Below are 13,009 nucleotides of genomic sequence, written 5' to 3' on the forward strand. Positions count from 1 at the left end.
TCAGCGCGCCGCCTGGATGATCGCCATGTCGATATCCTTGAAGCCCTTGATCGTGTTGGTCTGGGCGTTACGGAAAACGGTGTAGGACGAAAAGGCTGCCTGGTAGGCGGCCAGCTTCGCGGGGTCGGAAGCGTCGCCCTTGAGATCCTCCAGGGCTTTATCCATCGCTATCTTGAGATTTGCTGCACCGAGTTCGAAATCTGCGGCCTGACGCCCGAGAAAGTCGTCGGAAAAGTCGATCGGAATACCAATACCAGACATGAATCACCTTTTAGTGTTGTGTTGGAAAATGCCAGGATGACGACGTCATCTTGATATAGCCCTGCGGGCCGGTTTGAAACGACTTGTCTTTGAGCGAATCGTCCTTGAGCTCGACCGTGAAGCTCACGTAGCGATCACCCCACTGGCGGTAAAAACTGTCGATGTAACGGCGAGTGGCGGCGAGTTCGGAATCCTGCAGGTTGCCGGTCACGGCAAACGTGACACTGTCTGCATGCTCCGAGCGGTTGAATCCCAGTGAAAGACGTTGCAGCCCCTCCTGCGCGAGATCGGCCAGCAGGTTGTCATCCTGCATCTGCACCGTTATGTCCCGGGCATAGGGCGCGGCCGCCAGCAGCGCATCAAGCAGCTTCGCTTGCTTCTGGGGCGTCAGTAGATTTCGCTGGGCGCTGAGCAGCAGTCGCGGTACCGAGGGCTCCTTGAGGTCAAGGGTGTGCCAGGCCAGTTGCGGATCGAAGTCGACCAGCAATTGCTCCAGTCGACGGCGCTCCTGGTCCGTCACCAGCACTTTGCCGCTCCGTGCGTTGTGGCGCATCAGCACCTGCCGACTCCAGCCAGCATCACGCTCGGAATCAACGAACACATAGATTGCATGGTCACGGCCGCTCAACACCTGGGCCTCGGCACTGGCTCCGGCGATCAGCACACGGACATCGGTTTCAGGCACCGGCACCGGCATCGACCAGAGACTGACTGCGGCGACCAGCACTGCCATGGCCGTGCCACCGGCGATCCATCCAGTCAAAGGGCTACGCCACCACTGAACTCTGTTTGCATCTGATGGAGCGCAAGGTGGTTGGCCGAGCACCTCAGGTGTCCAGTATTGGTCTTCATGGCGCAAAGCGATTTGCAGGCCGCCGATCTGCACCCTGGCCTGGAAGGGGCAGTGGCGTGTTTCTAATGACTCGTCGAGGAGACGTAACGGCAAGCCATCGGGCGTCATTTCAGCAGCCAGCACTTCGAAATTGCAACCACCTTCCTCCAGGGGCACGAAGATGGCATCGGCGGGAACACTGGCGGTCAGAGTCCCCTGTCCTAACAGATCCAGCGACCCTACCACGAACAAGGTTGTGGTTTCGCCTAAGGGAAACTCACATCCTTGCAGCGGACCATTGAGTATCCGCAAAACGCAGGGCTGTTGGGCGGGGGCCGTCAGGACTGTCACCGTTCAAGCTCCAAAGCAGTGAAATTGAGCGGTCATGTTAAAAAGGCTGACCGCTGGATTCCTGATCGAATTCTGCCGATTGCGCCCGGCAGAGGATCAGAATCCGCTGCCTGACTTCACTTCGTCCCGTCACTGTCGAGCCTGGGTAAACACTTCATAGCGTTGCCCGACCTTGCGCGCATAGCGCAGACGCGCGGCTTGTCGGTGGGGAGAATTGCCGGCGTTGTAGGCCCCCACCGCCGTCCAGTTGTAGCCGTAACGGGCGATAAAATCGGCCAGTACCGATGCACCGACTTCGACCGACAGGCAGGGCTCATCCAGCAAGCGCTGCTCGGTAATGCCCTGAGCACTCAAACGAGGAAGATGATGACTGTTGATTTGCATCAACCCGATGTCATGGCTGCCGTCCTTGTTGTAGTTCATCGCTTGCGCCGACTGTCCCGACTCCACATCGGCGATCGCCTGGAGCAGTTCCGGCTCAATGGCATGTTTCTCGCCTGCCGAATCCCAGCAAAAGGCGTTCGCGGTTCCAGAGCCAAGACACATCAGCATAAGAATCGGTTTGAATGCGCACCGACTCATGTCAGGCATCGCCAGCGATCAAGCACAGGCGACTTCGCCGCGCCGCACAAGGATTGTCGGCCGATCAGCACGATATCCCCGCCTTTGCCTTCCAGTGCAATACGGTCCTTGAATATCTTCGCCCGCACACAATCGGGGTCATGCCGTAAACACTTTTCGAGACTTTGCGCCGCCTGCTCGCTGCGCCGCCAAAACCAGTGATGCCAGGCGTGGAAGAAATGACCATCGGCCTGTTCGGCGTCCAGGAGACAACGCCGAAAAAGCACGTTTGCAGCGTCCTCGCATCCACGAAGGCTGGTCAGCAAGGCAAGCCGCACAAGCGCTTGCGGGCTGGCCGGGTCAACCGATAACGCTCTGGAAATCGCCGAATGCGCCTCATCAACAGCGCGCTCCTGCACACACAGGCCGAGCATGGCTTTACCCAGCCAGGCATCCGCCAAACCGCACCAGGCCGCTGCGTAATTTGCTGCCAACTGCAAACAGTGTCGAAACTGCACAAGGGCATCACGCAGACTTTGCGGGGTGTGCTGCTGCACGCTGCACAAACCACGCAGATAGGCCACGGCGGCCGGGTAGGAAGCGCAGGATTCACTGACAGGACGCAAACCGGGAATGCGCTGCGCAACCAGACACGTCAACGCACCAAGCGCCTCTGCCAGATCACCGGCGTCCAGTGTCTGTCCGTACAGCAATGCATGATCGCGGCCACGGATCAGTTCGACCGACCATTGTTGTCTCTCACTCGAGCCGGTAAACCGCCCGCTCAAGCAGTAGTCAGCAGACAATTGCCCAACCAGCGCCCGCACATCGACCGGCTGCCCGTAAGTGGCCATCAACCCCGAGGGTATGACATGCAACCCCTCGCCGAACGCCGTGGACAGCTGACGAATCATCGCATCCTGCAAATCCAGTGCAGTGTCTTCGCCGAGATTGCGAAAAGGCAAAACAGCCAGCGTTGTTGCCTCCATCCTCGAGGGACCCGGCGTATCGATTTCGACCACCGCACAGGTGAATCGATAACCCTGCCCGTACACCGTCGCAATGAAATTCTTGTTCTCTCTGAGCAGCTTGCGCAGCGCGTATATACAGCGGGTCAACGACTCTTCAGCTGCATCGATTTCGGGCCAGACACTATCCAGCAAGTGGTCCTTGCTGATCACCGTGCCCGCCGAACCAAGCAGCAGACGTAAAACACTCAACTCTTTCGGGGGGACGTGAACTCCTTGTCCATCTCGCATCAGCGTTCCGTCGCTTTGCAGTTGCCAGTGGTCAAAAACGTATGACGGGACCGGCGATTGATCAGTGGCACTGTCCATACTTTGAGACTTCTCTATAGAAAGGTACTGAAACGCAATCGAGCCTGAGACGGGGGTCAGGCTCGAGATGACAAGCTGCGTGACTATAGGAAGTTGTGTGGGGGGTTTCCGTAGGACAGACGTACGTATAGTCAGATGAATACACGACTTAATTTGTAGGAAAAATCCACCACTCAATCACCAGGTGTTAAGGAATTAAATGAGTGCGATCCAGAGACCTGGCTGAAGCTTTGACCAACTCACAAATATCACTCACCGTCTTCCACTGTTCTACGCCCTCCTCTGGCAGATCAATGCCGAACGCCTCATTCAACGCCATGACGATTTCAACCATGCCCACTGAATCGACATACAAGTCCTCCACTAATCGTGAATCAATCTCGATGGTCTTTCGACCGACCGAAAAATAATCTGACAGAACCTTTTTCACTTGGCGCTCAAGCCCTGACTCATCCGTCAAAAAATCAGACATTCATTCCTCCGACACAAAAAAGCAGGCGCGACTCGAGTTCAAACAACCCCGTGTCACGCCTGCCAAAAAATCAAGATTGATTTACCCACTCACAAACTTCGGAACTGCATCAAAAATTCAACATCGCCTTCAACATATCTGCGAACTGATTCAGATGTGAAGACAACGTCTTATTAAAGTTGTCGTGGTAAGAGTTGGCGTTGGAATATTTCTGCGTGAAGGACTGCAAGGTGTTCTTCATGCGTTCTTCCTGGGCGTTGAAGCCGGTTTGCCAGGCCTGGAACCTTGCAGTGTCCCATTCGGCCGTTTCGCCGGTTGCCACGCTGTGTCTCATGGTACCGACGTTCGGAAGAAAAAGGGAAAGGTGGGAAATCAGGCGTTCTCGACTTGCTCGAGCCAGATCAACAGACGCAGGACTTCTTCGACTTCCTGCACCTGGAGAAAGCTGTAGCGCTGGTGGGTCTTGAAGATCCGGCGGGCCAGGGCGATGTCGTTGATCACCGGCACACCGACCTCCTTGGCATAGGCTCGAACGGCCAGGGCGCGCTGGTTGGTTTCCATCAGTGAGATGAACGGCAGCACGGTGATTTCCGGACGGAAGTACACCCCGATGGCGATGTGGGTCGGGTTGGCGATGATCATCCGCGAGCTGCGCACATCGGATTTGATCTGCTCCGACAGCAGCTCCCGGTGCAGATCACGACGGCGCCCCTTGATTTCCGGGTTGCCGTCCTGCTCCTTGTGTTCACGCTTGACCGCATCCTTGTCCATCATCTGATCTTTCATGAACAGCCAGTATTCGCTCAGCGCATCCAGCACGACGATCAGCAGCACGCATCCGAGGAACGCCAGCACCAGCACCAGCAGCAAGTGACCCCAGATGGCGAACAGGTCCGGCGCCTGGGCAAACAACTGGGCAAACACCAATTGACGCTGGGTGATCCAGACAATCCACAGCGCCAGGGCAAAACTGCCCAGGTACAACAGCGCTTTCACTGTGTCCTTGACGGTGCGCATGCTGAACAGTTTTTTGAAACCATTGATCGGGTTCAACGCGCCCAGGTTGAGCTTCAAGGCTTCGCTGGCCAAGGCGAAACCGCTTTGCAACAGCGCAGGCAGTGCGCTGGTCAACACGCACACCAGCAGCAACGGCAACAACGCCTTGAGCCCGACCAGCACCAGCATCGCCGAGTACGCTTGCAGGTCCATCTCAAAGTCACTGGCGATGATCCGCCGATAGACTTCCATGACCTCGAACAGTGAGCTGTTGAACACCATGTAGGTGATGCCGCAGAGGGTCAGGCAGGTGACCACCAGATCCTTGGCCTTGAACGTTTGCCCTTTGCGCGAAGCATCGCGCAGACGCTTGGCGGTAGGTTTCTCAGTCTTCGAGGCGCTGGATGACATTGGCAGCCTCCCCTTCGCTGCCCAGATAATGTTCGAGCCCCTGGGATTTCATGCCCATGCGCAAGACTTCGTCGGGCAGATGCACGCCGAAATACAGCATCAACACCACCAGTGCCACCAGGCTCTTGACCGTCAGCGACACCGAGAACGCGTTCATTTGCGGTGCATACCGCGACAACAAACCCAACAGCGCTTCGCTGACCAATAGCGTGGCCACCACTGGCGCGCTGATCACCAGCGTCTTGCTGACCAGTGCATCCAACAGGCTCAAAATGGCTGACAGGTGTATCTCGCAACCGTTGGCCGGCGCGCAAATACGGTAGCTGTGACCAACGGTTTCAAGCATCAGCAACATGCCGCCACCTTCGAGATAAACCACCGCGGCGAACAACTGGAGAAAATTTGCCAGCTCCGACGTGTCGACCCCGTTGGCCGGGTCCACGGTGCTGCTGAGCATGGCCCCGCGCTGGTTGTCGATCAGGTTGCCCATGGCGTGCAACACCCAGAACGGCCAGCACAACAGGCATCCGAGCAGCACGCCGATGCCGGCCTCACGCAACACCAGACCAAAGAATGCCAAGCCGTCGAGCGCCGGCAAAGGCACGCCCACATAAGCCCAGAACCCCGTCGCCACCAGCACGATGACCGCCTGGCGTGGCGCCCCCGTGAGCACGCCGCTGTTGAGAAACGGCAACATGAAAAAAATCGGCGCCAGCCGCGCCACCCCCAGAATGGCGGCGGCGAACCAGGCGTACAGGTCGAAAAACAACGTGACCGACATCGCGCTAAGCCAGCGCCAGGCGGATGACTTCACGGCTGAAATCGAGCAGGGTTTCGCCGTACCAGCCCGACAGCAGGAACAGGCACGCGGCGACGGCCAACAGCTTGAAACCGAACGGCAGGGTCTGCTCCTGCAACTGGGTCACGGTCTGGATCAAGCCGACCACCAGGCCGACCACCGTGGCGACAATGATCGGCCAGGCCACCATCAACAGAATCAGGTACAGGGTTTTGTTGCCGGCATAGACCAGATCGTTCATGGAATGCTCCTAAGCCAGCAAGGTCAGGTATTGCTTGACCAGCCCGGTGGACAGCAACGCCCAGCCATCCAGCGCCACAAACAGCACCAGTTTGATCGGCACCGAAATGATCACCGGGCTCATCATCATCATGCCCAGCGCCAGCAGAATGCTGGAGATCACCAGATCCACGATGACGAACGGCAGGTACAGATAGAAGCCGATCTTGAAGGCGCTTTTGATTTCACTCAGCGCGTAGGCCGGCAACAGGGAAAACAGCGACGGCGTGAGTTCTTCATCGGCGGGCAGCCCGGCATCGGTTTCACTCTGAACCGCCTGAGCACGCTCGAAGAACAGCGCCAGTTCCGGGTCGGTGTACTTGCGCAGGTATTCCTTGTAACCGCCCAGCCCGTTCTCGGCGAAATTCACCACCGACTCGATATCGGTAAAGGCCACCTGTTCTTCCTTGTAATAGCCATAGCCTTGTTTCATCACCGGCGTCATCACGAAAATCGCCAGCATCAGGGCAATTGCGTTGAGGGCCATGTTCGAGGGCACCTGCTGCAGGCCCAAGGCGTTACGCACGATGACAAACACAATGGAAAACTTGATGTAGCAGGTGCCGGCCGCCACCAGGAATGGCAATAACGAAGCAAACGCCAACAGAGCGATCAGCGAAACGTCATTCATCGCGGCGGTTCCGATGAAGTGCCGCGATAGACCTCGATCAACTCGACCCCCAACTGCTCGTCCAACTGCACCAGCTCCCCGCGAGCCACGCGCTTGCCATTGGCGCGAACTTCGATGTGTCGCGCGGCATCGTCGCCCAACGGAATCAGTTGCCCATCGGCAATCTGCGAGAGCGTGGCCAGGTCGATGTCATGGGTCGAAAGGATAAACTCCAGACGCACCGATAAAGCGCCGAGCCCGGCATCCGCACCAGGTTCTATCGCGGTCGGTGGATGGGCATCGGTATCAGTCGATTGCATGAGTAATCCTTCTTCAGTAAACGTGAAAACGCCGATGCAGCGCTGCGCCACAAAGCCGTGTTGAGCGCGCTGAGTGATGCGCAGGACATCGCCTTCGCTCAGTCGAATCCGGCTCGCAGGGTCGAGGTGACTGGCACCCAGCGTCAGCGTCAGGCGCAGCGGCATATCGCTCAGCCAGGCGCCGGGATTCAAGGGTTCAATGACGGCGCGAGCCAATGGCAACTGCGTCACCCACACGCGCCCACGAGGCGTTTCCAGCCATGGCAAACTGTGGGTCGGCAATATCTGTGGATCGACCAGCGCGACCTCGGTCAGCGTCTGGTAAATCAACTCGTCAAGCTCCAGCAGTAACGGTTGTGGCACTGCCCGGAATAGGTCGGCGATGCTCGTCAACGGGGGCTCGATCGCGAGCAACGCCTGCAACTGTGGAAGCGAGTGATGCAGCCAGTCGCGGGCCATGATCAGACCGTGCCACCTCCCTCCTTCGCTGCCCGCGCAAAATCGTAAGTAGCCGGGCACCCGTTGCAGACAATCGAAACCGGCGCCATGGCCGGCACTGCGCCAACGCTCGACCGACCGCCAGCGGGCATGAGTCGCTGGATCGACACGGCGCAACTTCAGGGTGCTCATGCGGGAAGCTCGGATTGCTCGGGTTGCTCGTCTTCCGGCGATTGCTGTGAGCCCTGCCGCTGTTGCTCGCCGCCACTGTCAGTCAGTCGCCAGACCGGTTCGCGAATCTGCTCGAAAGGCACCTTGAGCTGATCAAAGACCAGGGCATTGCTTGGGCTCAGTTGCAGGCTACGGGTTGGTTCGTCCGGTACTCGACTGATCGTTACTTGTCCGTTGGCCGCGCCTTTGTTGAACGGCACCTGCAGCAGGCCACGGTCCGTGCCCGGCAAGGTTTCGAGCATCACAGCGGGAGGCGGAATGGCTCGCAGTGTAGGGGCGGCCGGGGCCGTTGGCGGTGGAACCGATACTGCGTGACGGGTGGTGGCGGGCGGCGGTTGCAGTGCTTGCGGCAAATGCGGTTCGGTGGCAACCGGATTGGTGACCCGATCGGTTGCCGGCGATTCCTTGGTACTCGACGTATGTTCGAACAACGGCAGTACCGCCGCGCTCGATACGCGTTCGAACGCTGGCAGTCCTGCCTCAATCGACACGCGTTCGATTGATGGACGTGGTGGCTGAGTCGATAGGCGCGGGGTCACATCCGATTCCCCGATAGTCCCTTGAACAGGGATTTCCAGTCTCTCGACGGAAGCAGCCATAAGGTGCGCTAGCGAATGCTGGATCAGTCGGTTGGTTTGCGGATAGCTCATCACCAGCGGCACCGACGACAGTGCCTTATCGTGCCCAACATCCGCCGCCATCGGGGCGGTAGTCATCGGCTGCGATACCGCTGCGCGGACCGTTGGCATTGTCGATCGATGACGCTGAATCAGCGCCGCCAGAAGATCCAGCACACCTTGTGGCAGGTCCTCCTCCTGCACCGGTACAAGCGTGTCCCGCAGTTCATCCATCGAGCCGTCGGTGACGGGATCCAGGACCTGAACCGGCCGAGGTGAAATTACTGTTACATCGCTCATCGCCGCACTCCGCTCATCTCTTCTATCTCCCTTTCTTCTCTGCGCACCTGTTCCAGACGTTGCACGCGCAACAGTTGCTGGACAGACCGTTGGTACTTGTCGTGTTTGCCCTGCAACGAACGCAATTGCTCGCGTTGCTCCTGCAACAGTTGCTCTACCTGCTGGCACTGCTGATCCACGCGATCACGCTCGATCCGCAACAGATCGATCTGTCGGCGGATCACGGCTTGCCTGCGCAACAGCGCCAACAGTTGCCCGTGATCCAGCACGCAGTCGTTCGCCCGATGGCTGGCCAACAGACTTTGCAACGAAGTCTCCTGCCCCTCGAAACCGGCCCGTTCCTGCAGCAGTGGTTGCAATTGCTGCTGAGTGCGCAGCACCGCTTGTTCGCCCCGTTGCCGACGGTACTGACTGAACGCCAACAGGCGCCGTCGATCAGCCAATGAGTTCATGCAAACTCCGCTGGGTTTCATCGGGCTCGCAACATTCGCCCGTCGGCTGACGCAACCATTGAGTGAGGGCTTCACGGCGCTGCATCGCGTGGTCGTTGGCGGCGTCTGCGCCGTGGGTGTACTCGCCCATGTCGAGGAAAATCTGCAACTGCTCAAGACGCGCCAGTGTTTCGCGAGTCTTCGCCGCCAGTTGCTGTAACTCTGGCGTGGTGACTTGGGTTGCCACGCGACTGACGCTGTTCAGGACATCGATTGCCGGGTAGTGCCCTTTCGCCGCCATGGCACGGCTGAGGTAAATATGGCCATCAAGAATGGAGCGGATCTCTTCGGCAATCGGGTCCGGCTCATCATCGCTTTCCAGCAAAACCGTGTACCAGGCAGTGATGCTGCCGGAGGCGGTCACACCCGGGCGCTCCAGCAAGCGCGGCAAGGCATCGAACACCGAGGCCGGATAGCCGCGCCGCGCCGGTGCTTCACCGGCCGCCAGCGCCAGGTCGCGACGAGCCCGGGCATAACGCGTCAACGAGTCCAGCAACAACACCACGCGCTGGCCCTGGTCGCGGAAATACTCGGCAATGGCCGTGGCCTGGAGGGCCGAGTTGCAGCGATCGACCGAGGAAAAATCCGATGTGGCATACACCACCACACAACGGGAGCGCTTTTCAGATTGGCGCAGATGTTCGATGAACTCGGTGACCTCGCGCCCACGTTCGCCGATCAGGCCGATGACAAAAACATCGGCATCGGTGTGGTTGATCAGCATGTTGATCAAGGTGGTTTTGCCGGAGCCGGCAGCGGCAAAAATGCCGATGCGCTGACCGACACCGCAGGTCAGTAAACCGTCGATGACGCGAATACCTGTGCGCAACGGTTGCGCCACCGGGCGCCGCTGCTGGTAGGAGGGCGGGTCGGCATCCACCGGATAGTCTTGCTGCGCAACCGCTGTCGACGGCGCCAGGCGCTCGACGATGTTGCCCTGGGGATCGACCACGCTACCGAGCAAGGCGTCACTGCAGGTCAGTCGCAATGTCGCGCCCGTGGGCACGATCATCGACTCCCTGGACAAGCCTTTCGCGTCACCGAGCAAACTGAGCAGCACCGAGCCAGGTTTGAAGCCGATGACCTGCGCTCTCGCCGCGATGTCGGGCAAGCGCCAATGACGGCGAACTTCGCATACTTCGCCAATCACAACGTCGCCCAGCGCCGATTCGATCAAGGGACCATTCAACCGCAGGGGATGGGCCGCATGCCTTTCCAGGCGGATGATCATCGACGCAAGAGTTCGCACAGGGTTTCAGTGGCCTGCACAAAACCATCAAGGGCTTGCGCGAAGTGTTCAGCGTCACCGGTGGCGTGAGCGTTGGCCATCAAACGCAGTTCGAGCCGCTCCTGGACCACGCAAAGATGCAATTGCCCGGTGCGGGAATAAGCATTGCCTTCGAGCAGGAACTGCATCAACTCGAAGGCGCAATGGTTCATGACATTCGGGCTCGCCTCTGCAACCGCCGCCCAGACCCACACATCGCCTTCGACCATCGCCACGCTGATATCGGGCAGGTTTTTCATCTGCATTTCAATGGTGCTGTGACTGTCGAAGTGCCCTATCTGACTGTCTACGCAGCCACTGTGACGCAGCGCTTCGCGCAAGAGATCAGCGATATCCATCGGAATCATTTACAGGTTTTCCTTACAGCGTTTTGATGACATTGACGGAAACGGTCTCGGAGACTTCGCCGAACGACATCACGTCCAGCTCCCGAAACCGCCCCTCGATCAGTTTCTTGATGTAGCGCCGCACATCGATCGAACACAGCAGCACCATGTCTTTTTGCGCGATGTGCAGGGTGTCCAGGCCGACACTCAGCCGGTCCATCAGCTCTTCCGATTCGGCGGGCTCCAGGTTGATAAAGCTGCCGCCCGAGGTTTGCCGAATCCCGCGCCGCACCACCTCTTCGAACTCCGGTGAGAGCAGCAGCACACGCAAGTCATTGCCCTGGGCAAACTTGTTGCTGATGTAGCGGGCCATCGTGCCGCGAACGTGCTCGACCAGCGCCAGCACATCCTTTTCCCGCGATGCCCAATGGGCCAGCGATTCGAGAATGAGCTTCATGTTGCGCACGGAAATGCGCTCGGCGATCAGACGCTGCAGCACTTCGGCGATCTTCTGCACGGTGACGTGGCGATAGACTTCCTTGAGCAGGTCGGGGTAGCGCGCTTCCATTTCGTCGAGCAGTTGTTTGGTTTCCTGCACGCCGAAGAACTCTTGAATGTTGCGCGCCAGCAGCGTGACCAGGCAGCGATAGCATTCTTCGTCAGCCGGGCGCAGGTGATAGCCCAACTGCTGCACCCGCTCGCGGTCGGTGGCGTTGACCCAGACACCGCCCAGGCGATTGCTGTCGCTGCCGCGCACCAAGGCAAACCCCAAGGGTTCGAGCTCCGGCGAATAGTCGAGCAGTCGCCAGTGATCGAAATGGATATCGAACTGCTCGGCGCGTACTTCGTTGATCAGCACTGCGACTTGATGCGCCGGCAATGCCTCACTGGCACGAAGCTGCGGTTCGGGAATGCGCAAGCCGTAGTCGACGAAAAACTGGCTGCGAAAGCGCGCCGCCCAACGGGCCTTATTCAATTCTTCCAGGCGCGTCGTCGGCACCAGCAGCATCAGGGCAACGGTTTCGGTGGCGATGTTGTCGACGTCATCGAGCAATCCCGACTCGGGTTGCAGCGCATCCTGGCTGGCAGGCGCCGCATGACCTTCGCCCTTGCCTGATTGTCGGGAAGACTTTCGATGGCGCATGAACACCACCAGGCCCAGCACGCTGGCGATCGACAAAAACGTCAGCAGCGGAAAACCGGGCAGCAGGCCGACGCCCACCGCGAGCAAGGCGGTCACGCCCAGAACGAATGGATTACCCAGCATTTGCGCAAGCATGTTGCGCCCCAGATTGCTGTCATCGCCGTTGACACGGGTGACGATGAAACCGGCACCGATGGCAATCAGCAACGCTGGAATCTGCGCCACCAGGCCGTCGCCGATGGTCAGCAAGGTGTAGGTCGACAGCGCGGTGGACATGTCCATGCCCATTTGCCCGACACCAATGGCCATGCCTGCGATGAAGTTGACGAAAATAATGATGATGCCAGCGATCGCGTCACCCTTGATGAACTTCATCGCCCCGTCGAAGGAGCCGTACAACTGGCTTTCGCGCTCCAGCACACTGCGCTTTTCCTTGGCTTCTTCGGCCGTGATGGCGCCCGCCTTCAGGTCACCGTCGATGCTCATCTGTTTGCCCGGCATACCGTCCAGCGAGAAGCGCGCCGCCACTTCGGCAACCCGCTCCGAACCTTTGGTGATCACGATGAACTGGACAATGGTGACGATGGAGAAGATCACGAAACCCACCACCAGACTTTCGCCGATCACAAACTCGCCGAACGACTCGATGATCTCGCCCGCATCGGCCTGACTGAGGATCAAGCGGCTGGTACTGATCGACAGCGCCAGGCGAAACAACGTGGTCAACAGCAGCAAGGCCGGGAACGTCGAGTAATTGAGGATGCGCTCGATGTAGAAAGAACCCATGAACACCAGCAGCGAAATGATGATGTTCAAGCCGATCAGAAAATCCACCAGCACCGTCGGCAAGGGAATGATCAGCATGGCGATGATCATCACCATCAACGACAGAATCAGCAGCTCCGGGCGAGCGCTGACATTGCGTAAAAACACATTGAGCATGGC

At 58.7% G+C, this 13,009-nt stretch carries 15 protein-coding genes and 1 pseudogene; all 16 read right to left on the bottom strand.

Features of this window, described 5'->3' with window-relative positions; genetic code table 11:
* The 16 genes and pseudogenes from sctF to NL64_RS10080 all read right to left on the bottom strand — a co-directional run bounded on the left by sctF (nt 1) and on the right by NL64_RS10080 (nt 13,006).
* Entirely contained in the window at nt 1-261 is a 261-nt protein-coding gene (gene sctF, locus NL64_RS10005) for a type III secretion system needle filament subunit SctF (RefSeq protein WP_034147960.1), read from the bottom strand.
* A 10-nt stretch (nt 262-271) separates the two neighbouring features.
* Complete coding sequence (locus NL64_RS10010) at nt 272-1,444, bottom strand: PrgH/EprH family type III secretion apparatus protein (protein WP_034147961.1); 1,173 nt, start codon at nt 1,442-1,444, stop codon at nt 272-274.
* Nucleotides 1,445-1,573: 129 nt separating this feature from the next.
* The gene (locus NL64_RS10015; protein ID WP_052321234.1) at nt 1,574-2,026 is read right to left on the bottom strand and encodes a transglycosylase SLT domain-containing protein; all 453 of its coding nucleotides are present in this window, start codon (nt 2,024-2,026) and stop codon (nt 1,574-1,576) included.
* Complete coding sequence (locus NL64_RS31045) at nt 2,023-3,519, bottom strand: winged helix-turn-helix domain-containing protein (RefSeq protein WP_253277081.1); 1,497 nt, start codon at nt 3,517-3,519, stop codon at nt 2,023-2,025. Before NL64_RS31045 ends, NL64_RS10015 begins: the two co-directional genes overlap by 4 nt.
* 10 nt (nt 3,520-3,529) lie before the next feature.
* A complete protein-coding gene (locus NL64_RS10025; RefSeq protein ID WP_034147964.1) occupies nt 3,530-3,814 on the bottom strand; it encodes an acyl carrier protein in 285 nt (94 codons plus the stop codon).
* A gap of 109 nt (nt 3,815-3,923) precedes the next feature.
* Nucleotides 3,924-4,121, bottom strand: a pseudogene (locus tag NL64_RS10030) (IpaD/SipD/SspD family type III secretion system needle tip protein); the annotation flags it as partial.
* A 65-nt stretch (nt 4,122-4,186) separates the two neighbouring features.
* Nucleotides 4,187-5,221 carry an EscU/YscU/HrcU family type III secretion system export apparatus switch protein gene (locus NL64_RS10035; RefSeq protein ID WP_034147966.1) on the bottom strand — a complete coding sequence of 345 codons (1,035 nt, stop codon included), beginning with the start codon at nt 5,219-5,221 and terminating at the stop codon, nt 4,187-4,189.
* The gene (gene sctT, locus NL64_RS10040) at nt 5,196-6,002 is read right to left on the bottom strand and encodes a type III secretion system export apparatus subunit SctT (RefSeq protein WP_034147967.1); all 807 of its coding nucleotides are present in this window, start codon (nt 6,000-6,002) and stop codon (nt 5,196-5,198) included. Before sctT ends, NL64_RS10035 begins: the two co-directional genes overlap by 26 nt.
* A gap of 4 nt (nt 6,003-6,006) precedes the next feature.
* Entirely contained in the window at nt 6,007-6,261 is a 255-nt protein-coding gene (locus tag NL64_RS10045; RefSeq protein ID WP_007993424.1) for an EscS/YscS/HrcS family type III secretion system export apparatus protein, read from the bottom strand.
* 9 nt (nt 6,262-6,270) lie between these two features.
* On the bottom strand, nt 6,271-6,930 hold the full coding sequence (locus NL64_RS10050; RefSeq protein WP_034147968.1) for an EscR/YscR/HrcR family type III secretion system export apparatus protein: 660 nt from the start codon (nt 6,928-6,930) through the stop codon (nt 6,271-6,273).
* Nucleotides 6,927-7,859: a FliM/FliN family flagellar motor switch protein gene (locus NL64_RS10055; RefSeq protein ID WP_034147969.1), complete on the bottom strand. Its 933-nt coding sequence runs from the start codon at nt 7,857-7,859 to the stop codon at nt 6,927-6,929. The genes NL64_RS10050 and NL64_RS10055 overlap by 4 nt, the downstream gene beginning before the upstream one ends.
* The gene (locus NL64_RS10060) at nt 7,856-8,815 is read right to left on the bottom strand and encodes a SpaN/EivJ family type III secretion system needle length determinant (RefSeq protein WP_034147970.1); all 960 of its coding nucleotides are present in this window, start codon (nt 8,813-8,815) and stop codon (nt 7,856-7,858) included. Before NL64_RS10060 ends, NL64_RS10055 begins: the two co-directional genes overlap by 4 nt.
* Nucleotides 8,812-9,267, bottom strand: coding sequence for a type III secretion protein (locus NL64_RS10065; RefSeq protein WP_034147971.1), 456 nt, complete (start codon nt 9,265-9,267; stop codon nt 8,812-8,814). The genes NL64_RS10060 and NL64_RS10065 overlap by 4 nt, the downstream gene beginning before the upstream one ends.
* On the bottom strand, nt 9,251-10,537 hold the full coding sequence (gene sctN / locus NL64_RS10070; RefSeq protein ID WP_034147972.1) for a type III secretion system ATPase SctN: 1,287 nt from the start codon (nt 10,535-10,537) through the stop codon (nt 9,251-9,253). The genes NL64_RS10065 and sctN overlap by 17 nt, the downstream gene beginning before the upstream one ends.
* Entirely contained in the window at nt 10,534-10,941 is a 408-nt protein-coding gene (locus NL64_RS10075; protein ID WP_034147973.1) for an invasion protein B family, read from the bottom strand. The genes sctN and NL64_RS10075 overlap by 4 nt, the downstream gene beginning before the upstream one ends.
* 13 nt (nt 10,942-10,954) lie before the next feature.
* Nucleotides 10,955-13,006 carry an EscV/YscV/HrcV family type III secretion system export apparatus protein gene (locus NL64_RS10080; RefSeq protein ID WP_034147974.1) on the bottom strand — a complete coding sequence of 684 codons (2,052 nt, stop codon included), beginning with the start codon at nt 13,004-13,006 and terminating at the stop codon, nt 10,955-10,957.
* Nucleotides 13,007-13,009 lie beyond the last annotated feature (3 nt).

This window comes from Pseudomonas fluorescens, assembly GCF_000802965.1.
Lineage (GTDB): Bacteria > Pseudomonadota > Gammaproteobacteria > Pseudomonadales > Pseudomonadaceae > Aquipseudomonas > Aquipseudomonas fluorescens_A.